Consider the following 21,843-nt stretch of genomic DNA (forward strand, 5'->3'; position numbering starts at 1 on the left):
GTTGTGGATACGACTAAATTTATACTACCTGATTCAGTGTATAATAAAGAGGCCTATGGTGGTATCAATCTAGGCTTAAGAGTCGAAGAAAATCACAGAAATGGCGATGATTTAAACAGCTTTAATCAAGCCTTTGAAAATTCAAAAAGCCTATTTGATAATAATGGCATAGCGCTAAATACAACTGCTCCTGGAGTAACTGAGGTAGATAACTCAAGCGGATTTTTTGAGTATAACAAAGGTTGGTTTTATAACGCAGATAGTGGCATATATATAGGCACTGATAGTTCGGCAAAGCTAATTGTAACCTCGGCTGATAAGGTTGATAGCTATATTCAAAGCGAGCCAGACGCATTTGTCATAACTAGTCAAGCAGATGACCCAAGAGGTGGAGGAATAATAGATAGCATTTACGGCGGCAACGGCAATACTGAAATACTAATAGATGGCGTAGTTGTGGCAAATTTATTAACTGGAAAGGGAGATGATGATGTAAAAGTCATCGGCGACGAAAACGGCGAAATGCCTTCTGGTGCAGTTGTGATAGATACTGGAAGTGGTGATGATGCTGTGGTGTTGGATAAAAATGCCGTGAGTGAGCTTGTATTCTCAGAAGCTGGTGATGATAGAGTAGAAATTTTAGGTGGCACTCAAGCTGGTGGTGTATATCTGGGTGATGGCGATGATAGTGTGGTATTAAATGGCGGTGCTTCTGTGGTTGGTATCTACACAGAAGCTGGCAACGACACTGTAAGTATAGACGAAGCCAAGATAGATGAGCTAGGCATGGGTGGTATAGGCTTTGTGAATCTAGGTGATGGTGATGATAAGCTTAACGCTAAAAATAGTGATTTTAAAGATCCGCACGATGCTTTAGCGGATAGTGGACAAGAAATTTATAACATAAACGCAGGCGCAGGAAATGACAAGGTAAATATAGAAGGCTCAAATTTAAAAAGAGCTGTACTTTTAGGGGAGGGAGATGATGAGTTAAATGTCAAAAACTCTACGTCTCTACACCCAGAAGCTGAGAGAAACCCAAATGAGAGTGATGTGTTGTTTAAATTTCAAAATGCCATAGGAGCTGGTGCTGGAGATGATGATATAACTCTGGAAAACTTTAATACAGATAGATACGTTGCTTTAGGGGAAGGCAACGATAGCTTGTGGGTTACAAATAACTCTGCAGTAAATGCTATCTTTGGCGAAGCTGGAGATGATACTATCGATATTAGCAATGCTTCAAAAGTGCAAAATATTGCAGCCGGCGTAGGTGATGATACCATAAATGTAACTGACGCAGGTACTGTGGTGAGCGGCGTGATAAAAGGAGGTAATGCTGCTGATGACGGTGCTGAAAGTGGAGCTGATACATTTAGAATAGAAAATGGAGCTAATGTAAATGTTATAAAAAGCAGTGCTGGCGCCATGAATAATTACGTATATGTCGGCGGTGCTGAAGTAGGCTCTATACATATGGGTAGTACTCAAGAAGCAAGCACTGGAGAGAATATGATAACTGTAACAAACGAGGCTATCGTTATAGGGGACATACTGGCTGGTCGTGGTGTGGATAATATCGAAATAAGCGAAGGCGCAAGGGTAGTAGGCATAGTCGCTGGAGAGGGCTATGAGGACGTAAGGGCTAATCTAGGTGCAAATGATGTAATCACGGTAAGAAATGCAGAGGCTGGCTTTGTCCAAGGTGGCGCAGGCGATGACACCTTAACAATCAGTTATGGCGCGCATATAAATGGTAGTGTAACACTATCTGATGGCACAGTTATAAAAGGTTACGTCTCAGGACAGCAAGGAAACGATACCATAGTAATAACTGGTAAAGAGACCATTGTAGACGGTGTTGTTAGGGGTGCTGAAGAAGCTTCTGTGCAAAGCGACACTATAACAGTATCTAATGAGGCAACCGTAAAAGGCAATGTAACCGGAAGTGCTGGAAATGATGATATAACTATAAATAACGCAAACGTTGAGAGTTTTATTAGAGGCTATGCAGGAGATGATGATATCACGGTAGAAAATGGCGCAAATGTAAGTGGTGCCATAAATGCTGACGTGGGTAATGATACCGTGTCTATACAAAACTCCAGCGTGGGTGGCTTTGTGTCTGGGTATACTGGAAATGATGAGATAAATATATCAGGCTCTAGCATTAGCGGTATAATCGAGGGTGGCGACGGAAATGACAGTATATCTATAAATGAAAGCTCAAACGTACAAAACGTAAATGCAGGCAATGGCAATGACGCTATATCTATAGAAAACTCAACAGCTAGCGGCTGGATTTGGGGTTTTGGTGGCGATAATGAAATTAGTGTGTCAAACTCAAGCGTAAATCAAATTTTTGGTGGGGATGGCAATGATGATATTACGCTAGAAAATTCAAGTGCAAATTTAATTGACACACAGGCTGGTAATGACAAACTAACCCTAAATAACGAGCCAAATATAAATTTAAATACGGTAAAAAATATAGAAACGCTAGAAGTGCGTAACAATGACGGCGCTAAGCTAGAACTAAGCGCAAAAGACGTTATAGATATGACTGATAATCGCAATAGCCTAAATATCGTGGGTGAAAAAGATAGCTCAGGCGTAGAGTTAAGCCATGAATTTACCCAAAAAGATGGCTCGCAGGAGTACAGTGCTACAGATAGCTCTGTAACATTTATAATCGAACCAGATCAGCAGTAAGGGCTACTTGGTTAAACGCAAATAGGCTTTGGGTGGCTTAATCCAAAGCCTGCGCTTTAGTGTAAATTTAAACTTCTTAAACATAGCTCGTATCGTAGCGGTATACTCGCTCCACCTTTACTTGTGGCAAAGTAGTGCATGCAAGCCAAAAGCGGCTTAGCAGAGCAAATGCTTGTCAACGTTTATTTTTGGTTTTTTATTTCAAGTTGCGCAAGACGCTAAAATCGTGCCGACAATATAAAGTAGCTACGCCTACACTTAAGAGTACTAGCGCAAATTAGCGGCGTGTGGTCATTGGCTGGGTGCCGCTAGTGTGTATAAAATTTGTATTAGCGCTCTTAAGACACAAGCCTAGCAGTAGGGCTAAGCTTGTCCTTCCTGAGTGAATTTAGTAATTTTGTAAAACTGGCGTTAGCTAGTACCGCCCAAAGATACTATCGATTAATCAGTCGCTCATATATGCGGCTTTTAAATTTGCAATCAATAGCATTGTTTAAAAAGCAACAATCAAACAAAATAAATTTTTGCGGTTTAATGATTTGCCTTTAAATTTAAACAAAGTCTTTAATGCACTCTTTTAAGCTTTCTATAAAATAATCAATATCAGCCTTTGTGTGCGTATAATGCACGCTTGCTCTAAGCCAGCCTGGTTTTTGCTCTAGCGGTGCGTCGTCTACTAATCCCAAAAGCTCATGCCCATATGGTCCAGCGCACGCACATCCTGCCCTAGTTTGTATGCCGTATCGCTCTGATAGAGCATTTGCTAGCTCATAAGGGCTAATGCCAGCTATGTTAAAGGCAAAAATTCCAAGTCGGCGTTGATTGCGTGGGCAGTAGTTGATTAAATTTGGCACTTTTTCAAGCCTAGCTGTAAAGTACTGCTTTAGCTCGGTTTCAGTCCGCTCTATACGCTCAAGCCCCACCTCCTCACGCAGTGCATACGCTAGCCACGCACGCACTAGCTGGGTAATAGGCGGAGTGCCACCCTCCTCAAGCCTCTCAGGCTGGGCTATAAATTTATGCGAGTTTCTGCTTACGTAGCTTACTGTCCCTCCAGCTGCAAATGTTGGCTTTTCAAATCCAAAAAGCCCCTTTCTTACAGCGAGCAATCCGCAGCTGCCTACACCACCAAGGAGCTTGTGTGGACTTAGATAAAGTGCGTCAAAATAGCGTGCAGCAATTTGCATATACGGACTTGCAGCGGCTGCGTCGTATGCCATTATCCCGCCTGCTTCACGCACGAGTGCTGAGATTTTGGCGTATTCGGCGATGACGCCTGTTACGTTTGAGGCTAGGCTAAAGCTAGCGATTATTTCACGATTTTGCGCTTTTGCTGCGCTTAGTACGCTTTTTAGCTCGTTTAAATTTATCCCTCCTCTGTCGTTTAGTCCTATTCGCACGACCTCGCAAAGCCCACTGCGCCAGCTTACTTCATTTGAGTGATGCTCAAACGCTCCGACTATGACTAGGGGCAGATTTTCTGGGCGCACCATGCCTAGGCGACGCCTTGTAGCTGGAGGGATATAAATGCCAAGGAGTTCTTGAAACTTCTTTATCGCCGCGCTTGAGCCATGCCCTGTAGCCATGAGATAAAACTCATCTCCTAGCCCAAGCAGTCGCTTTAGCTCGCTTTTGGCATGTTCATATAGCTTTTGAGTTTTTATGGAGTTTGAGGAGCTTTCAGAGTGGGTGTTTGCATACTCGGGTAGCATATCTGCTATGCGCTTTTCTATGGGTGCATAGGCTAAGCCAGAGGCGGTAAAGTCAAAATAATGCACGCCCTGCTTTAGTATGATATTTTCCCTTATTTGCGATAAGCTTATCACTTTTACTCCTTAAATTTAGCCCATTATTATACCTATTTTGGCTAAAAATATGCTACAATCACGCACAAATCACATACAAAAAAGGCATAATATCTATACTCTAAGTAGCTTTTATAAGCGTATGCCGCACCTTGATATAGGCGAGCTTATACGTTTTTATTTTGTATTTGACGCTCTTATGATAAAGGGCGCTTATTATGATATTTTTGAGGCGATTTATGAGGAGATTTTACCTAGGGCTGGGGAGATTTCGATAGCTTTAAATTTATCCCAAGATGAGCGTGCTGTCTTATGCAAACTAGCAAGGGGTGATAGACGTTATTTTAGTGCTTATAAACTCATGCTAAAGCAAGACGCCGCAAGGGCTTATGCTTCGCTTTTAGGGGGAGAGTATCTTTTTATCGAGCCAACCTTTGAAGTCCGTCCAAAGCGTGATAAACGCCAAAAACTCCCACGCTATCAAAGGCGCAGACTCATACAAAATAAGCTTCATTTTTGCACCCATTTTCTGCGCTTTTTCTTTTATTTTATTGAGCCAAATTTAAAGCTTTTAATGGCTGGCAAAAAAGATGAAGTAATGGCTATGATAAAGCGTGAGTTTGATGTATTTTGTTCTTTGGGCTTTGAGAGGTTAAGTTGCGAGCTAGTGGCTAAAAAGCTAGGCGCAAAATGCACGCTTCAAAGCCTTTGGGTGGATAAGACTGAGATTGATATATTTGGATTTTGCGAGCAGGGTGCTGTGGCTGCGGAGGCAAAATACAGAGGCAAAAAGGTCTGCAAAAGCGTGCTAAGCCAGCTAGAAAATAAATGCAAAGCTTTAGGTGTTTTGCCATATCATTTGGGCATAGTCTCGGCTTGCGGCTTTAGCAATGAGCTTTTAAGGCTTAAAAGCGAGCGTGTGGGGCTTTATGATTTGGAGGATTTTAAGGAGCTTTTATGAGTGATTTAAGCATACAAGACGGCTTAAAAAGCCTGATAGAAAAGACCTATATAATAGAGGCAGAATACGAGCGGTTAAATGCCTCGTATGCGTCTTTGCGCCAGATGATAGGGGGCGTAATAGACGCAATACCTGATGCGCTTTGGGTATTAAATTCTAACAAGAGCCTTTTTTTATCAAATTCAAAAGCCTCAAATAAAGATGAGCTTTTACGTGCAGTAATCGCTGGGCTTGGTGAGGAGAGTAACAGCACTGAGGTTGAGTTTAATGGAGGAGTATATCTAGCAAAACTCGTAAAAAGTGGCGATAAAATTATCATCACGGCCACAGATATAACAGTACAAAAGCGCACAGAAAGGCTTGTGTCAATGGGACAAGTCGCAGCTCATCTAGCGCATGAGATACGAAATCCCATAGGCTCGCTCTCTCTCCTAGCTAGCTCATTGCCTCGCTATGTAAGTGGCAAGGGAGAAATCCTAGCCCAGCAGATGCAAAAAGCCATATGGCGTGTGGAGCGGATTATAAAGGCGACTTTGCTATTTACTAAAGGGGTAAAAACTACGCCGAAGCAGTTTAAATTTAGCTCTCTTGCAAAGGAGTGCACAGAGGCGATAGAGTATTATGAGTATTCAAAGCAGATTGAATTTAATCTAGATTTTGGTGATATGAGCTATGTTGGGGATGCGGATTTAATCGCCATGGTATTTGATAATTTAATCTTTAATGCAATAGATGCGATTGAGGAGAGTGATGATGATGAGGGCGAGGTAAGGCTTTGGCATGAAAAAGAGGGTGATGAGCTTAAGTTTTATATTTATGATAGTGGAGTGAGCATAGCTGACACTGGAGCTATATTTGAACCTTTTAAGACAAGTAAGCTAAAGGGCAATGGGCTAGGGCTTGCCCTATGTGTACAAATCATAGCTGCACATGGCGGAAGCATAGAAATAGCGTTAAATCCAAAAACTTTTTGTGTGAGTTTGCCTTTGGCTAGATAGAGTCTTAAAGCCGGATAAAGATTTGTGTTATCAATTAGGGTAGTTTTTGCTTAATTTAAAATAAATTTTAAATTAAAATATAACTATTGATTTAATATATTAAATAAATTTATTGTATTTTAATTTACACTTTTGTAATAGACTATTAAATATAGTTTAAATTTATACCAAAACTAGGAGTTTATTATGAAGATTTCTTCTAAAATCGTGTCTATGCTAGTGATATCTTTGGGTTTATTGCTTACTGCTGTAGTTGTTGTAAACTCATTTATTAGCAAAGATACTACAAATTTCACTAAAAATAACATAGTGGATATTGTGCAAAAAGAGCGAGAGGATGCTCTTGTAGATCAGGTTAAGATACTTCGTTCTGTAGCAGATGCAATGTATACTGATGGCTTAAATGAGCAGATGAGCGATGAGGAAATACGAAGCTGGATGGCAGAGTATTTTTCTAAAATTAAGTGGGGTGAAAATGGCAGCGAATACGCTTACGTTATTGATTCAAAGGGAACTTTGATTTATCATCCTAGAGATGAGTTCATGGGTAAAAATAAGCTTGATTTTAAAGATCCAAACGGAGTGGAGCTTTATAAAGATATTATAAATAATGCCATGTCTGGCAAAAATGAATTTACTCGCTATACTCTTAAGCTAGATGGAAAAGACATACCTAGGCTTGGCTTCGGTCTTAAGATGAAGGATATAGACTGGATAGTTGCCTCTAAGGTGGATACTGATGATGTCCTTACTAAGGCGACTAAAAAAGCAGATGAATTAGATGACTTTATCTCCAAAGAAGAGAGCATATTCCTCCTTATCGCATCAGCTATAGTTATTGTATCTTTAATAGTTAGCATACTTTATACTAAAGCAAGTATCACTAAGCCACTTAACACCTTAATCGAAAGAGCTAAGAACTTAAGTAGTGGAGATGGCGATTTAACACGTAAGCTAGAAGTAAGTGGTAAAGATGAGACAGCCCTAGCAAGTGCAGCCATAAATGATTTTATAGAAAAGGTAAGAGTATTAATAAGTGATGCTAAGCACCTAAGTACTGAAAACTCAAGTGTAGCAAATGAGCTAAGCTCAACATCTTTACAAACTGGAAAGCGTGTAGAGGATAGTACAGCAATAGTAAATCGTGTAAATCAAAACTGCTCTGATATAGAGGAGAGCATGAAAGAATCAATTGCTAGAGCTCAAAGCGGCAAAGAGGATTTACAAAAGGCAACCACATATATAAATGAAGCCACTATGGCTATAGGAAACCTAGCTAATCAAATCTCACACTCAGCTCACACAGAGGCTGAAATGGCTAATAAAATAGAGCAGCTTAGCAAAGATGCAGAGCAGGTAAAATCAGTACTTGTTGTAATAAATGATATAGCAGATCAGACAAATTTACTTGCCCTTAATGCAGCTATTGAGGCAGCACGTGCTGGAGAGCATGGCAGGGGATTTGCAGTGGTTGCTGATGAGGTAAGAAATCTAGCAGAGCGTACTCAAAAATCTCTAACAGAGATAAATGCTACAATTAATGTAATAGTACAAGCCATAACTGAAAGTAGTGAGCAGATGAATGCAAACTCTAAGCAAATAGGCGAATTAAACGAAGTAGCTAGCAATGTAAGAAATACAATTGATGTAATGAGCGATGCAATAGGTAATGCTATAAGATTAAGTGATAGTACAGTAGAGGATTATATCCAAACTGGTAAAAATATCCAAAACATAACCAAAGGCATAGGTAGTATAAGCGAGCTATCAAGTGAAAATGCTAGAAGTGTAGAGGAGATTGCCTCTGCGGCTGAGCATCTAAATAAGATGACTGATACGTTAAATTCTAAACTAGGTGAGTTTAGGACGTAAGCGCAGTATCTATTAGCTTTTAAAAATAATTACTTCATTAACTGCTGGGCTTGATTTAAAATTTGGCTCAGCGGTACTTCAAATTTAATCAAATCATAAATTTTTATTTTATTAGCGTGTGTAAGTTAAGAGCCAAATACGTATGGCAACTGACGCAGATTTTTTGAATAAATACAAAAAAGAGAGAGGGGTGCTTTGATTTATTTAAATTTCTTGCAGCCTAGTCCGCACCCCAAAATCTAGACTAAATTTAAAACGACCTTACGTTCTAAACTCTCCAAGTTTAGAATTTAACGTATCAGTCATCTTATTTAGATGCTCAGCCGCAGAGGCAATCTCCTCTACACTTCTAGCATTTTCACTTGATAGCTCGCTTATACTACCTATGCCTTTGGTTATGTTTTGGATATTTTTACCAGTTTGGATATAATCCTCTACTGTACTATCACTTAATCTTATAGCATTACCTATTGCATCGCTCATTACATCAATTGTATTTCTTACATTGCTAGCTACTTCGTTTAATTCGCCTATTTGCTTAGAGTTTGCATTCATCTGCTCACTACTTTCAGTTATGGCTTGTACTATTACATTAATTGTAGCATTTATCTCTGTTAGAGATTTTTGAGTACGCTCTGCTAGATTTCTTACCTCATCAGCAACCACTGCAAATCCCCTGCCATGCTCTCCAGCACGTGCTGCCTCAATAGCTGCATTAAGGGCAAGTAAATTTGTCTGATCTGCTATATCATTTATTACAACAAGTACTGATTTTACCTGCTCTGCATCTTTGCTAAGCTGCTCTATTTTATTAGCCATTTCAGCCTCTGTGTGAGCTGAGTGTGAGATTTGATTAGCTAGGTTTCCTATAGCCATAGTGGCTTCATTTATATATGTGGTTGCCTTTTGTAAATCCTCTTTGCCGCTTTGAGCTCTAGCAATTGATTCTTTCATGCTCTCCTCTATATCAGAGCAGTTTTGATTTACACGATTTACTATTGCTGTACTATCCTCTACACGCTTTCCAGTTTGTAAAGATGTTGAGCTTAGCTCATTTGCTACACTTGAGTTTTCAGTACTTAGGTGCTTAGCATCACTTATTAATACTCTTACCTTTTCTATAAAATCATTTATGGCTGCACTTGCTAGGGCTGTCTCATCTTTACCACTTACTTCTAGCTTACGTGTTAAATCGCCATCTCCACTACTTAAGTTCTTAGCTCTTTCGATTAAGGTGTTAAGTGGCTTAGTGATACTTGCTTTAGTATAAAGTATGCTAACTATTAAAGATACAATAACTATAGCTGATGCGATAAGGAGGAATATGCTCTCTTCTTTGGAGATAAAGTCATCAAGCTCTGATGCTTTTTTACTTGATTGTACTGCTATGTCGTCGGTATCTATTTTGGATGCAACTATCCAGTCAACATTTTTCATTTTTAAACCAAAACCCAGTCTAGGTATCTCATGACCGTCAACCTTTAGGATATAGTGTGTAAAATCATTTTTATTTGATGTAGCATTTTTTATAATTTCTTGATAAATTTTTACCCCATTTGCATCTTGTAGGTCTATTTTATTATGCCCCATAAAGTCTTTTCTAGGGTGATAGATCAGGTTGCCTTTTGAGTCTAAGATATAAGCGTAGTTTGATTCGTTATCGCCCCAGCCTATCTTAGAGAAATACTCCGCCATCCATACTCTTATCATATTTTCACTCATATGCTCTTTAATTCCATCTGCATACATCGCATCAGCTACGGCACGAAGAATTTTTACTTCATTTATGAGTTCGGCTTCTCTTTCTTTTTGCATGATATTTATTATGCTATCTTTCGTAAAGCTTGTAGTCTCTTTGCTTATGAAAGAGTTTACAACCACAACAGATGTTAGCAGTAGCCCTAGGGAAACAACTAACATTAGGACAATCTTAGAAGAAATCTTCATTTCTTGTAGCTCCTTTTTAATTTTGAAATTTAAAATTTAGTTGAAGATTATCAGAATAGTATAAATTGAAAAATAACAAAAAAAAAAAAAAACGGTAAACAAGAAAAAATAGTTGTAAGCATATTAGATTGGGGATTTTGTAGCTATTGATTTTATTATTTATTATATTTAATTATTATTAAAAATATATTTATAAATTTATTTTTTAATTTATGGCTTGTTGTAAATTACACCAAGATAAGCTTAAATATTTAAACTTAATTAAAAATTTATTTTTATTTTGCATGTTATGTTATTTTTGGTTAAAATATAAATTATTTTTTTAAATTTTTTACTTGTTTTAGGAAAAGTTTTAGAGCTTTTTTCTCTTTCTTTCCTATGTGGTAGCTTATGAGTTTTAGATACTCTAGGATATCTTTTTGGCTGATTTGTCTGCTCTTTGAGTAGTTTTGCAGGATATATCTAGGGATTTTTATGCTGGCATTTTTTTGAGTTTTTAAAAAGCCTCTTACAAGGCGCTTGCAGGCTGATTTGTGCGATGTGTAGCAAAATCTAGCAAATACAAAACAAAGTCCGTTAGTGCGTTCGTGCCAAAGCTTTGCTAAGTCGATAAATTTATCCGCTCCCTCATTTATATAAGCCCTAAGTGCTCTATCACCTATTATGACCTCGCCATTTAGTCCAAGTACGGCGGCTAGGGCATTTGAGCTAGCACTTGCGGCGTCTTTTTGCGGAGGGCTATTTTTGCGTACTAGGACGCTTTTTACTTCGTGTTTTGCAACTATTCCAAAATCTAGACTCTTGTAGTTTTTGCGAGAGCTTTGCACGCTTGAGATTATAGCGGCGTCGACGCTTTTACGGCGTAGGGCTGTGTTTTGGCGGCTAGGTACGCCCTTTTTGTACTCTATCGCCGCCTTTTTGTAGCTACTAAGTGCACTACGCTTTAAATACACGTGAAAAGGCAATAAATTTAAATAATCAATCTTGCCAAACTTCACTTTCACTCCGAGTCTGTAAGCAGTGTTTTATACTCATCGCAAGCTAGCGTAAGCTCCTCGTCGCTCATGTTTAGCGCACCGCCTATAAATTTTATCTTATTAAATACCATGCCGCAGTAAGTTGCAGTAGAGTGAAATCCTAGTAAAATTTGCTCAATGCTTGATTTTACTGAGCCTTGTGGAGAATACTCAGCCTCGCCAGCCCCAGCGGTAACAACAAGTTGAAGCTCTTTGCCAATAAGCGCAGTGCCAGTACTTCCGTATGCCCAGCCACGTGTGAAAACAGCGTCTATGTAGGCTTTTAGCATGGCAGGCGAGTAAAACCAATAAAGTAGAAACTGAAGTACCACTCTATCAACACCCTCTATTAGAGCTTGCTCTGTTTTAGCGTCTATTTTGCTAGTATCTAAGCCATAAACCGCCTCTATGTGGCGCACTGATATATCGCCTCCTATGCTTGATGCGGTGCTAAAAAGAGCCTTGTTTACTCTTGAGTTTGCATAATTTGGATGTGAAAGTAGGACTAGGGTTTTCATAATTTTCTCCTTAATTTGTGGTGTTAAACACTCTATCGCCAGCATCTCCTAGACCTGGGACTATGTAATTTTTTTCATTTAGTCTCTCATCTATGCTGGCGGTAAAGACCTCTACATCTGGGTAGACCTCGCTAAATCTAGCAAGCCCTTCAGGTGCAGCTATGATGGCTATAAATTTTATATCCTTTACGCCTTTTTGTTTTAGGAATTTAACCGCATCGATTGCAGTTCCGCCAGTGGCAAACATGGGATCTATTATTATCGCAGTGCGCTCGCTTGCGTCATTTGGCAGCTTTGCGTAGAAAAACTCAGCCTGAGCTGTCTTTTCATCTCGTTGAAATCCTAAGAATCCAACACTCGCATCTGGAATTAGCTTGAAAACGCTATCAAGCATACCAAGCGCAGCTCGCAAAATAGGGCATATCATAAGCTTTGTGCCTAGCTTTTGCGCCTTTGTGCTAGCTACTGGGGTTTTGACCTCTATCTCACGTAGAGTTAGATCTCTAGTTGCTTCAAACATCATAAGATAGCTTATCTCATCAATTAGCATACGAAACTGAAATGGCTGGGTGCGCTCATCGCGCAGTATGGCTAGTTTGTGAGAGATTAGGGGATGCTCGATGAGCTTTATGTTTTTCATAAATTTGCCTCCTTTTCTAGCTTGCTTTTGTAGGCTTGCTCGTCAAATTCGCTCACTCTGGCTACGCCGTCTTTTACGGCGGCTTTTGCTACAGCTAGGCTCACCCATACAAAGGCACGGCGATCAAATGGCTTTGGTATGATGTAGTGCTGACCAAATTTTAGCTCGCTTACTCCGCTAGCGAGTAGTACATCATCTGGTACTGGCTCTTTTGCTAGCGCAGCAAGTGCTTCAGCTGCTGCTTTTTTCATATTTTCGGTGATTTTTTTAGCTCTCACGTCAAGTGCGCCACGGAAAATAAATGGAAAGCAAAGGACGTTGTTTACTTGATTGTTAAAGTCGCTTCTACCAGTGCCGACCATGGCGTGAGGGCGCACGCTTAGCACCTCATCTGGATAAATTTCAGGCACAGGGTTTGCTAGAGCAAATACGATAGGATAGGGCTTCATGGAGGCTATCATCTCCTTAGTTACTAGCCCTGGGCGCGAAAGCCCTAAAAACATATCCGCATCTTTTAGTGCATCAGCTAAGGTACGTTCATTGGTCGTAATTGCAAACTCTCTTTTTTGCTCGTTTAAATCATCTCTACCGCTATGCACTACGCCTCGACTATCGACCATTATTATGTTTTTTGCTCCCACGCTTTTATACATCTTAGCGCAGGCTATACCAGCAGCTCCAGCTCCGCTTACGACAATTTTCATATCTGGTATGTTTTTGCCTGCTATTTGGGCAGCATTTAGTAGTCCAGCTGTCGTGATGATAGCTGTGCCGTGCTGATCGTCATGCATTACTGGAATGTCGACGGCTTCTTGTAAGGCCGGCTCTATCTCAAAGCATTCAGGAGCTTTAATATCCTCTAAATTTATCCCACCAAAGCTAGGGGCTATCGCACGACAAATCTCAACTATCTTTGCTGGGTCAGTCTCGTCTATTTCTATATCCACCGCATCAACGCCAGCAAATTTTTTAAATAGCACTGCTTTGCCTTCCATTACAGGCTTAGACGCAAGTGCGCCTATATTACCAAGCCCAAGCACCGCAGTACCATTAGATATGACTGCTACTAGGTTTGATTTATTTGTGTATTTATAGGCCAGCCCTGCGTCTTCGGCTATTACCTTGCACGGCTCTGCGACACCTGGGCTATAGGCTAGGCTTAGGTCTTTAGATGAGGCTACTGGCACTTTTATGTGTGTGCCTATTTTACCACCTTCGTGGTATTTTAATGCTTCTTGTTGTAGTTCTTTGCTCACTTTTATCCTTTTATAAGTTTATTTATTCTATTTATTACTTCATTTTTACCGATTACTTGCATCACTTCAAATATCCCAGGACTCACGCTAGTGCCAGTCATTGCGATACGTAGCGGCTGGGCTAGGTCTTTTAGCTTCTTCTCACTCTGGCTTAAAAACTCATTCGTTAGCTCTTCAAACTCCTGTGCACTTGCTGCGTCGCTAGCACTCTCCAAAGCCACTTTAAACTTAGCTAAAAGCGCAAGTGCTTCATCGTTTATAAATTTATTTACCGCCTTTTCATCGTAGCTATTTGGTGCATTTACTATGCTCTTTGCGCTTGCTATCATATCTAAAAGCGTCTTGCTTCGCTCTCTTAAAATATCTAAAAGCAGCTCTTTATTTGGCACGCCTTCAAAGCTAAAGCCAAGCTCATCGCAAGCCGCCGCAAGCCTCTTATAAGGTAGAGTTTTGATGTAGTGAGCGTTTAGCCACTCAAGCTTGCTTGTATTATAGGTGCTTGCGCTTTTGCTGATGTGGGCTGGGTCAAAAAGACGCACCATATCGCTAAGGCTAAATATCTCATCATCGCCGTGGCTCCAGCCAAGCCGCACGAGAAAATTTAAAAGCGCCTCAGGCAGGTAGCCCATAGCCTTATACTCCATTACGTCTGTTGCGCTGTGGCGTTTGCTTAGCTTTTTGCCGTCCTCGCCGTTTATCATCGCAACGTGGTAAAACTTTGGCACGCTAAAGCCAAGCGCCTGGTAAAGGACTATCTGCTTTGGCGTGTTGCTTAGGTGATCATCGCCCCTGATTACGTCCGTTACGCCCATTAGTGCGTCATCAACCACGACGACGAAGTTATACGTAGGCGTGCCGTCGCTGCGAGCTATGATAAAATCATCAAGAATATCAGCGGCATTAAATTTGATCTCGCCCTTTATGCCATCATTAAATTTAATCTCCCCGCTAAGTGGCGCTTTAATGCGAATAACTGGCTCTATCCCAGCTGGTGGCGTGCCTGTAAAATCCCTATAACGCCCGTCATACCTAGCTCGCTCGCCACGTGCTTCTTGCTCAGCTCTAAGTGCGTCAAGCTCATCTTTACTCATATAGCAGCGATAGGCTAGCCCCCGCTCTAGCAGTGCGGCGATGTATTTTTTATAAATTTCAAACCGCTTTGACTGATACTCGACCTCTCCGTCATAATCCAGCCCACACCAAGCAAAGGCCTCGTGTATGGCACGCACCGCATCTTCGCTGTTTCGTTTTAAATCCGTATCCTCAATGCGCAGTAAAAACTTTCCGCCATTTTTACGTGCGTAAAGGTAGCTATAAAGCGCCGTCCTAAGCCCACCTATATGCAAATATCCAGTAGGAGAAGGGGCAAATCTGGTAACTATCATTATAAAGCCCTTAAATTTTTATGTTATAATGTTTGAAATTATACTTTATCAAAGGTTTTATTATGCTAAAACGCACTATTTTCATAGCGATTTTACTTTTATGCTTGTTTAATCCCCTAAAAGCCGAGACTGTAAACGCAATAGCGGCTATCGTGGATAACGAGCCTATTACGCTTTTTGACGTGGCGCAAACTAAGGCAAAGCTTAATCTAACAGATGCGGAGGCTTTGAATTTGCTCATAAAAGACCGTTTAGAGCAGGCTCAGATTAAAGCGATGGGGCTTAGCACATCTCAGTTTGAGATTAATGAGCGCATAGCTCAGTTAGCTGGTAAAAACGGCATGACTCCAGCGCAGTTTAGAAGCTTTATGGCTCAAAAAGGCGTAAATGCGGCTGATTTAAGCGAGGATGTAAGAAATGCAATACTGCAGGAAAAGCTTTACCGTGCGATAGCAGCAGGCAGTAGAAGTGTGAGTGAAGAGCGAGCAAAGGCTTATTATGAGGCTAATAAGAGCGAGTTTGAGGGGTATGCAAATGTCAAGGTGAGGGTTTTTCGTAGTACCGACGCTAGGGCTCTTGAGGCTAGGATAAATGGCGAAAATAGCCTCGCAAACGTTAGCGTAGCGGAGGAGGATATAGCAATAAGTGGGGCTAGACCCGAGCTAGTGGCTGTGCTAATGCAAACTTCTGATGGTGCTTACACGCCTATAATGCGCGCTCCAAGCGGCTTTGAGGTGATGCAGGTGCTTTCTAAATATGGGCGCGCGACACTGCCTTTTGATAGCGTAAAAGACGCACTTTTAACTCAGATGTTTAACGCTGAGAGAAATAAAACCTTAAATGATTATTTTGAAAAATTAAGAGCCAAGGCAAAAATAGAGATAATAAGATAGGCTCTGCTATTGACTTGGCTTTGCCTTAAAGCTAGCTGCCTCACTCTTTCTTTTTTTTTGGAGGCTTTGCTGGCTTTAGGCTAGCTTATTTGACGTGCTTTTTATGGGCTAGCTTTTGCAAAAACTTCGCTTATTTTAAAGTTCATGCGCTATATGCACACTCCGTTTTAAAATAGCTCACAACTATACCAAACGTATGCAAGCTATGAAAATGGTGCAAGCAAAAATCATCTTGCAATATTTTGTAATTTAACGCTTTTTCTTTTAGCGACCAGCTCATCTTGCTTTTCTACGCATCGTTGGATTTAAATTTTTACTCTTTTATTTATCTATATGAATGCTCAGTCGTAAGAATTTAAATCGTGATACTGCTGGCGTCGTTTTAAAGCGCTATAAGGACGCAGACTTAGCAAGCAATGGATAAATAAAATGGGGAAGGGCGTAAAATAAATTTAAATCAAAACCAAAGTTTTTTGGTTTAAAAATTAACTCAGGCAAATTAAAATATTGGCAACATCGTATGAGTGAATGGGTGTTGGTGAGTGAAATTTGGGATGACGATTGCTTATTGCGCACTAAGTAAGCGACTTTTTAAAACAAGCAATGAAGTTCAAAAACTCAGATAGCGTAAGCGATAAGCAAGGGCGAATATATTGCACGCAGAGGATTGAGGGTATAGCAAAGTAAAAAGTAAGTTTATTTAAATTAAGTCGTACGCTCGGTATAGCTGATGTTTACTAAAAAGTTTTGCAATCGATTGATAAACTATTAATTTGTTGTATTTTGGTTTGCTATGGAGAGCTTTTAGAGGTTAAATGGCTTAAAATTTATAGCGTAGCAGGAATGGAGGATTCGAATTATCACGTAGCTGGACAAGGCGTAGGAGTAAGCCACAAGAAGTATACGCCAAGTTTACAACCTCAGTGGCTGCAAACTTTGGCGTTGTAAGGTAAAGCAGGCTAAGTGGTTTAAAATAAAATGGCTTTATTTAAAGAGTGTTTCTTAGCTACAAGTCAAACACCTTTAATCCGTGCTAGAGGCTTTAGTATTACTGTATCGCTTTGCAGTGTTGGCATGATTTTGGCGGGTTGGCTTTCGTGCGCCCTTAAAATCGATGCTAAGCCACTCATCTCGCGGCACTGGCTTGGCAAAACTAAATTAAGCTTTAAAAAGCAATATTTTACAAAACAGAGCTAGTAAATTAAACTATAAAGCCGCTTGCAATTACCTGCGCCCCATCGCTACTATTTCGGTACGCCACGCAAAGTTGTCCACGCGCCACGCCATAAGCTGGCTCGCTTAACACGACCTTTGCTTGCTCGCCGTTTACTATTATTTTAGCTGGTAGAGCGTGGCTGCGGTAGCGGATTTTTACCTCTGCGTCAAATTCGCTCTCGTTTATGTATGAGTTTAGGCTGCTTAGTTCTATCTCGCTTTTTGCAAGGCTCTCTTTTTCTCCTACTATTATGCGGTTTTTGCTGGCTTCTATGTCAAGGACAAAGTGCGGCTCGTGTGCACCACGTACCTCAAAGCCACGTCGCTTGCCTACGGTGTAGTGCATGTAGCCTTGATGTTTGCCTACGACTTTGCCGCTTTCGTCTACGACTTCGCCTGGTAAATCAGTGTTGTAGTGTTTTTTTAGTACGTCAATGTAAGTAGTCTCAACAAAGCATATTTCACTGCTTTCAGCCTGCGTTCCAAACTCCGCTAGTACTGGTATTGCCTTTGCGGCTTCTTTTATGTCGGCTTTAAATTTATCCCCCAGCGGAAATATCATATCGCTTAGGATGTGCTTTGGGATTTGGGCGATAAAGTAGCTTTGATCTTTGCTAGGGTCGGTTGCAGTGGTGATAAGTCCATTTACAATCCGCACGTAATGCCCTGTGGCTAATTTTTCACAGCCGTTTTGCTTTGCAAAATCAAGCAGAGCGCCGAATTTAATAAAGCGATTGCAAAGTGCACATGGATTTGGCGTAAGCCCCTGTTTATAGCTATTTACAAATGGCATATAAACCATCTCGTTAAATTTGTCTCGCAAATCCAAAATATGCACCTTTATGCCCAAATAATCCGCCACTTTGTTTACTTTTCTGATATTTTCCTCGTGATAGCCGGGCTTATCGTGTAGTTTCATGTAGCAGCCCACTATCTCATGTCCTGCCTCTTTTAGCATTTTAGCGGTCATAGTACTATCCACGCCGCCGCTCATCGCTACCATTATTTTCATAATAACCTTTTCTTGAAGTAATAATAATATTATTATAGCTATTAAATTTAAATATGAGAAATTTTATCTTTTATAAATTCCAAATTATCTGTTACGCAGTAAAGCTCTAAATCCTCTTTGCTAATTAAGCCTTGGGCTTGTAAAGTATTTTTAATAAAGCTATCAAGCCCAGCCCAAAACTGCTCTCCATATAGGAAAATTGGAGATTTTTTAAAGCCAGTCTGAGTAAGCGTAAGCACCTCAAAAAGCTCATCAAGTGTACCAAAGCCACCCGGAAAAACTACAAAGGCAAGCGAGCTATCAATAAGCGCAAATTTACGCGAGGAGAAGCTTTTAAAGGTAAATTTATGAGAGACAAACTCATTTGTATCTTGCTCAAAAGGCAGCTTTATATTAAGCCCTATGCTGTGCGTATTTTTGCCTGCTGCGCCCTCATTTGCGGCCTTCATTATGCCGCCGCCTCCGCCGCTTAGTATGGAGTAGCCGCTACTTGCAAGCATGCTTGATAGCTCTTTTGCTTTTGCGTAGTAGGGGCTATTTTCGCTAAGCCTAGCTGAGCCAAATATACACACTAGCTTTTGTGGCATTTTAAAGCTAGAAAAGCCCTCTAAATCGCTTATGATGTCTTTCAAATTTGTCCTTTATCTATCTAAGCTGCTCAAGGCGCTCTTTTTTGCTGCCGATTTGCGTGATTTGTATGCCAAAATTTCCATCCACAATTACGACTTCGCCCATAGCTACGACCTTATCGCCGATTAAAATTTCAAGTGGATCGTTTGCTAGCTGATTTAGCTCTATAACTGAGCCTATATCCATGCTTAGCACGTCTTTTAGCAGCATTGATTTTGAGCCGATACGCACACGAATAGCAAGGCGCACATCCATGATAAGCCCAATATTTCGTATCTCCTCGGCGCTTAAATTATTCGCGCTAGCTCCAGCGCTTGCACTTGCCTCCTCAGCGCTTTCATCGCCTAGTCCTAGTATCGCAAGAAATGCGCTATCAACGGCGATTGCGATTTGTGAGCTTATAATATCTGGTATCTCAAGCGAAAATGAGTAAAGCTTGCTAAAGCTATTAAGCTCTATTGCACTATCAGGAGCTACAAAGCTTATGCCAGCTATATCAAAAGCAAGCTTTGGCAGGTGCTTTTGTGCGCCTAGAGTAGTGCTTAGTGCGCCTAGGATATTTGAGGTTATCTCCTTTGAGGAGTCTAGCTCGTCATCTCCTATATCCTCTTTGCCGCTTAACTCCTCCTCGCCTAACATGAGATCAAATAACCCGCTTGCAAGAAGCGCAGGCAGGATAAAGACCATCTTTGCATTTTGATTTACGCTTATGTTTGCTACGACGGCTGGAGCGTTTATGGCGGTTTGGCTTTGGGCTTCGTACTCGTTTGCCTCGCCTACTTTTGGGGCGTGTCCTATCAGTCCCTCTATTACCGCTTTTGTCTCTTGTGTGAATAGATTAAAAAACTCTTTCATCATCATCAAAATCCTCTTCTTTTTCTTTTTCAGCCTCTTCGTACGCCATCAATCTTGCCTTGCGCTCCTCCTCGTATCGCTCTAGTATCGATTTTGTCTCGTCACGATCTGAGCGTATGAGCTGTTCTATTTTTATAGATTTTCTAAAACGATGAAGTCCGACCTCGGCTAGGTAAAGCTCTTTTTTATCGATTGAAACAAGCGCTCTATCATCAGCAGCCCTATCAAGCCTTAAAATATCCCCCTCTTTAAGCTCTAAAAATTCATTCACGCTTATGTTTGCCTTGCCTAAAATCGCCTCAAATAGCACCTCTGCGCGACCTATTAGCGTCTTTAGCTCTTTGTTGCGACTTTTTTTAGCGCTCGTTTCGCCTAGCATTATGTCGCGGTTTGCTAGACGGCTTAGGATAGGCTCTAGATAGATGACTGGGTAGCAGATGTTTATCATGCCGCTTGAGTTTCCTACTATTATCTCCATTACAACCATTATTACGATTTCGTTTTGACTTACGATTTGTACGACGTTTGGGCTGCTCTCTTTGGCTTCGACATTTGGGTACATGTCTGTTATCATCGCCCAGGACTCTTTTAAGCGGCTCATTATCATTCTAAGTACCGCATCAAGTAAATTTATCTCAATGTCCGTTAATTCGCGGTTTGCCTCAAATCCATCGCCATTTCCGCCAAGGAGGCGGTCTATCATAGGAAAGGCTATACTAGGATTTATCTCAAGTACGCAGTTGCCATCAAGGGGCTTTATACTAAATACGTTAAAGCTAGTGGGGCTTGGCAGGGACATCAAAAACTCGCCATATGTCATCTGATCTACGCTATGTAGGCGTATCTCGACTATGCTGCGCATGACGCTTGAGATTTGGCTGGCTAGGTTGCGAGCTAGTTTATCGTGTATGCCTTTTATGGCACGCAGCTGCTCTTTGCTGACGCGGTTTGGACGCTTAAAATCATAAATGATAATCTGACGCTGCTCGCTCTCACTACCTTTATCAGAACCTATAGCAGAGGTGTCGCCATCCTCGTCCACTACTTCAAGTAGCGCATCGATTTCTTCTTGAGATAAAATATCAGCCATTATGCCCCCAAGCTTTCTTTAAGCTTATCTATTAGTTTTTTATGAATTTGCGAGACCCTGCTCTCTGAGATTTGCATAATCTCGCCTATCTCTTTTAGGCTAAGCTCCTCATAATAATAAAGCTGCATTAAAAGCTGATCTCTTTGCTTTAGCCCATTAAGTAGTTGCGTTATATGCTCTAATAAATCCTCTTGTTCAATCTGCATAAGTGTGTCATTTTCATCAAAGGCGGTAAGCTGTTCGTTAAGTGGAAGCACAGAGATGATAGCACCTGAGTTTCTAGCCTCTGCTATGCGCTCCTCATCCTCGCCTAAAAGCTTTGCCAAATAGGCATTATCGGGCTCTTCCTCGTGCTTATTAAAATATTCATCAACGGCTAAATTTATAGCTTTTATTAGCGTTCTATTTGCTCTACTTAGCACGTCCAAACTTCGTAAAAAGTCGAGCATCGCGCCATTTACGCGCTTTTTGGCAAAGCCCCAGAAATTATCATTTACCTCCCTGTCCCATCGCCTGCTTTGCTTTATCATCTCCTCAGCCCCAGCACTTATTAAATCATTTACGTCTATGCTAGCTGGCAGACGCTCTTTAAGCCTAAAAGCCATAGCTCTAAGCGCTGGCATATAGCTTATGACTATGTCGTCTTGTTCCTTTTTTTGGGCTTTGGCGTATGGGTTAGGCTGCTTTTGCTTTTCTTGCATTTTTCTTACCTAAGACTTGTGTGAGTTTTTCATTTTCGCTGGCTACTTGTAGCATTAAATTTTCCATTCTCTTTTCGCGTACGGCTAGTTCGCTTATGAGCTTGTCTCCTACAAATTCGTGATGTTCTTTATCAAATAGATCTTTGGCATCTTTTTTGGTGTCAATATAATTCATTATAATAATGTGCGAAATAAGGTAAAAAAAGAAGGTAACCAAAAGCGAAAAGACAAGCATTTCAAGCGGCGTGGAGGACTTAAACATACTAAAAACCATTCCTACAAAAAATCCACACACTGTAAAAAATGCTATAAAATTTTCCGCTCTCACCCTGCTGTC

General features: G+C 40.7%; 18 protein-coding genes. 5 read left to right on the plus strand and 13 right to left on the minus strand.

Annotated elements, in window-relative coordinates:
- Nucleotides 1-36 precede the first annotated feature (36 nt).
- Nucleotides 37-2,712 carry a hypothetical protein gene (locus LBC_RS01675; protein WP_221254393.1) on the plus strand — a complete coding sequence of 892 codons (2,676 nt, stop codon included), beginning with the start codon at nt 37-39 and terminating at the stop codon, nt 2,710-2,712.
- Between the two features lie 551 nt (nt 2,713-3,263).
- Here the strand turns inward: LBC_RS01675 and LBC_RS01680 are convergent.
- Complete coding sequence (locus tag LBC_RS01680) at nt 3,264-4,535, minus strand: aminotransferase class V-fold PLP-dependent enzyme (protein WP_260173451.1); 1,272 nt, start codon at nt 4,533-4,535, stop codon at nt 3,264-3,266.
- Nucleotides 4,536-4,587: 52 nt separating this feature from the next.
- Here LBC_RS01680 and LBC_RS01685 point away from each other — a divergent pair, with 52 nt between their 5' ends.
- The 3 genes from LBC_RS01685 (at nt 4,588) to LBC_RS01695 (ending at nt 8,348) form a co-directional block, all read left to right on the plus strand.
- Nucleotides 4,588-5,478 (plus strand): DUF234 domain-containing protein, encoded by an 891-nt coding sequence (locus LBC_RS01685; protein WP_221254395.1) that lies wholly within the window; start codon nt 4,588-4,590, stop codon nt 5,476-5,478.
- Complete coding sequence (locus tag LBC_RS01690) at nt 5,475-6,476, plus strand: PAS domain-containing sensor histidine kinase (protein WP_221254396.1); 1,002 nt, start codon at nt 5,475-5,477, stop codon at nt 6,474-6,476. The genes LBC_RS01685 and LBC_RS01690 overlap by 4 nt, the downstream gene beginning before the upstream one ends.
- Before the next feature lie 186 nt (nt 6,477-6,662).
- Nucleotides 6,663-8,348 (plus strand): methyl-accepting chemotaxis protein, encoded by a 1,686-nt coding sequence (locus LBC_RS01695; RefSeq protein WP_221254397.1) that lies wholly within the window; start codon nt 6,663-6,665, stop codon nt 8,346-8,348.
- A gap of 261 nt (nt 8,349-8,609) precedes the next feature.
- Here LBC_RS01695 and LBC_RS01700 read toward each other — a convergent pair whose 3' ends face one another.
- The 6 genes from LBC_RS01700 to gltX form a co-directional block, all read right to left on the minus strand.
- The gene (locus LBC_RS01700; RefSeq protein WP_221254398.1) at nt 8,610-10,295 is read right to left on the minus strand and encodes a methyl-accepting chemotaxis protein; all 1,686 of its coding nucleotides are present in this window, start codon (nt 10,293-10,295) and stop codon (nt 8,610-8,612) included.
- 314 nt (nt 10,296-10,609) lie between these two features.
- Nucleotides 10,610-11,293 carry an MqnA/MqnD/SBP family protein gene (locus LBC_RS01705; RefSeq protein WP_221254399.1) on the minus strand — a complete coding sequence of 228 codons (684 nt, stop codon included), beginning with the start codon at nt 11,291-11,293 and terminating at the stop codon, nt 10,610-10,612.
- Between the two features lie 2 nt (nt 11,294-11,295).
- Nucleotides 11,296-11,829 (minus strand): NAD(P)H-dependent oxidoreductase, encoded by a 534-nt coding sequence (locus tag LBC_RS01710; RefSeq protein WP_221254400.1) that lies wholly within the window; start codon nt 11,827-11,829, stop codon nt 11,296-11,298.
- Nucleotides 11,830-11,839: 10 nt separating this feature from the next.
- Nucleotides 11,840-12,469, minus strand: coding sequence for a uracil phosphoribosyltransferase (upp, locus tag LBC_RS01715; protein WP_221254401.1), 630 nt, complete (start codon nt 12,467-12,469; stop codon nt 11,840-11,842).
- A complete protein-coding gene (locus LBC_RS01720) occupies nt 12,466-13,725 on the minus strand; it encodes a malic enzyme-like NAD(P)-binding protein (RefSeq protein ID WP_221254402.1) in 1,260 nt (419 codons plus the stop codon). The genes upp and LBC_RS01720 overlap by 4 nt, the downstream gene beginning before the upstream one ends.
- A 2-nt stretch (nt 13,726-13,727) precedes the next feature.
- Nucleotides 13,728-15,110: a glutamate--tRNA ligase gene (gltX, locus tag LBC_RS01725; protein WP_221254403.1), complete on the minus strand. Its 1,383-nt coding sequence runs from the start codon at nt 15,108-15,110 to the stop codon at nt 13,728-13,730.
- A gap of 62 nt (nt 15,111-15,172) precedes the next feature.
- Between gltX and LBC_RS01730 the strand changes: the two genes are divergently transcribed.
- Complete coding sequence (locus tag LBC_RS01730; RefSeq protein ID WP_221254404.1) at nt 15,173-16,003, plus strand: peptidyl-prolyl cis-trans isomerase; 831 nt, start codon at nt 15,173-15,175, stop codon at nt 16,001-16,003.
- 1,201 nt (nt 16,004-17,204) lie between these two features.
- Here LBC_RS01730 and mnmA read toward each other — a convergent pair.
- The 6 genes from mnmA to LBC_RS01760 are packed head-to-tail and all read right to left on the minus strand — an operon-like array spanning nt 17,205 to nt 21,834.
- Nucleotides 17,205-18,260, minus strand: a complete 1,056-nt coding sequence (gene mnmA / locus LBC_RS01735) for a tRNA 2-thiouridine(34) synthase MnmA (protein ID WP_260173452.1) — start codon at nt 18,258-18,260, stop codon at nt 17,205-17,207.
- A 17-nt stretch (nt 18,261-18,277) separates the two neighbouring features.
- Complete coding sequence (locus LBC_RS01740) at nt 18,278-18,817, minus strand: TIGR00730 family Rossman fold protein (protein WP_221254921.1); 540 nt, start codon at nt 18,815-18,817, stop codon at nt 18,278-18,280.
- Nucleotides 18,818-18,875: 58 nt separating this feature from the next.
- Complete coding sequence (gene fliY, locus LBC_RS01745) at nt 18,876-19,718, minus strand: flagellar motor switch protein FliY (protein WP_221254922.1); 843 nt, start codon at nt 19,716-19,718, stop codon at nt 18,876-18,878.
- The gene (gene fliM, locus LBC_RS01750; RefSeq protein ID WP_221254406.1) at nt 19,699-20,805 is read right to left on the minus strand and encodes a flagellar motor switch protein FliM; all 1,107 of its coding nucleotides are present in this window, start codon (nt 20,803-20,805) and stop codon (nt 19,699-19,701) included. Before fliM ends, fliY begins: the two co-directional genes overlap by 20 nt.
- Nucleotides 20,805-21,506 carry an RNA polymerase sigma factor FliA gene (locus tag LBC_RS01755; protein WP_221254407.1) on the minus strand — a complete coding sequence of 234 codons (702 nt, stop codon included), beginning with the start codon at nt 21,504-21,506 and terminating at the stop codon, nt 20,805-20,807. The genes fliM and LBC_RS01755 overlap by 1 nt, the downstream gene beginning before the upstream one ends.
- Nucleotides 21,481-21,834, minus strand: coding sequence for a hypothetical protein (locus LBC_RS01760; protein WP_221254408.1), 354 nt, complete (start codon nt 21,832-21,834; stop codon nt 21,481-21,483). Before LBC_RS01760 ends, LBC_RS01755 begins: the two co-directional genes overlap by 26 nt.
- Between the last annotated feature and the right edge of the window lie 9 nt (nt 21,835-21,843).

It is taken from the genome of Campylobacter sp. 19-13652 (assembly GCF_019702925.1).
Classification (GTDB): Bacteria; Campylobacterota; Campylobacteria; order Campylobacterales; family Campylobacteraceae; genus Campylobacter_A.

Bases quoted from the DNA above. Each gene is read 5' to 3' on its own strand.
- LBC_RS01685 (WP_221254395.1), top strand. From the start codon at position 4,588: ATGCTACAATCACGCACAAATCACATACAAAAAAGGCATAATATCTAT.
- LBC_RS01690 (WP_221254396.1), top strand. From the start codon at position 5,475: ATGAGTGATTTAAGCATACAAGACGGCTTAAAAAGCCTGATAGAAAAG.
- LBC_RS01695 (WP_221254397.1), top strand. From the start codon at position 6,663: ATGAAGATTTCTTCTAAAATCGTGTCTATGCTAGTGATATCTTTGGGT.
- LBC_RS01700 (WP_221254398.1), bottom strand. From the start codon at position 10,295: ATGAAGATTTCTTCTAAGATTGTCCTAATGTTAGTTGTTTCCCTAGGG.
- LBC_RS01710 (WP_221254400.1), bottom strand. From the start codon at position 11,829: ATGAAAACCCTAGTCCTACTTTCACATCCAAATTATGCAAACTCAAGA.
- upp (WP_221254401.1), bottom strand. From the start codon at position 12,469: ATGAAAAACATAAAGCTCATCGAGCATCCCCTAATCTCTCACAAACTA.
- gltX (WP_221254403.1), bottom strand. From the start codon at position 15,110: ATGATAGTTACCAGATTTGCCCCTTCTCCTACTGGATATTTGCATATA.
- LBC_RS01730 (WP_221254404.1), top strand. From the start codon at position 15,173: ATGCTAAAACGCACTATTTTCATAGCGATTTTACTTTTATGCTTGTTT.
- LBC_RS01740 (WP_221254921.1), bottom strand. From the start codon at position 18,817: ATGCCACAAAAGCTAGTGTGTATATTTGGCTCAGCTAGGCTTAGCGAA.
- fliY (WP_221254922.1), bottom strand. From the start codon at position 19,718: ATGATGAAAGAGTTTTTTAATCTATTCACACAAGAGACAAAAGCGGTA.
- fliM (WP_221254406.1), bottom strand. From the start codon at position 20,805: ATGGCTGATATTTTATCTCAAGAAGAAATCGATGCGCTACTTGAAGTA.
- LBC_RS01755 (WP_221254407.1), bottom strand. From the start codon at position 21,506: ATGCAAGAAAAGCAAAAGCAGCCTAACCCATACGCCAAAGCCCAAAAA.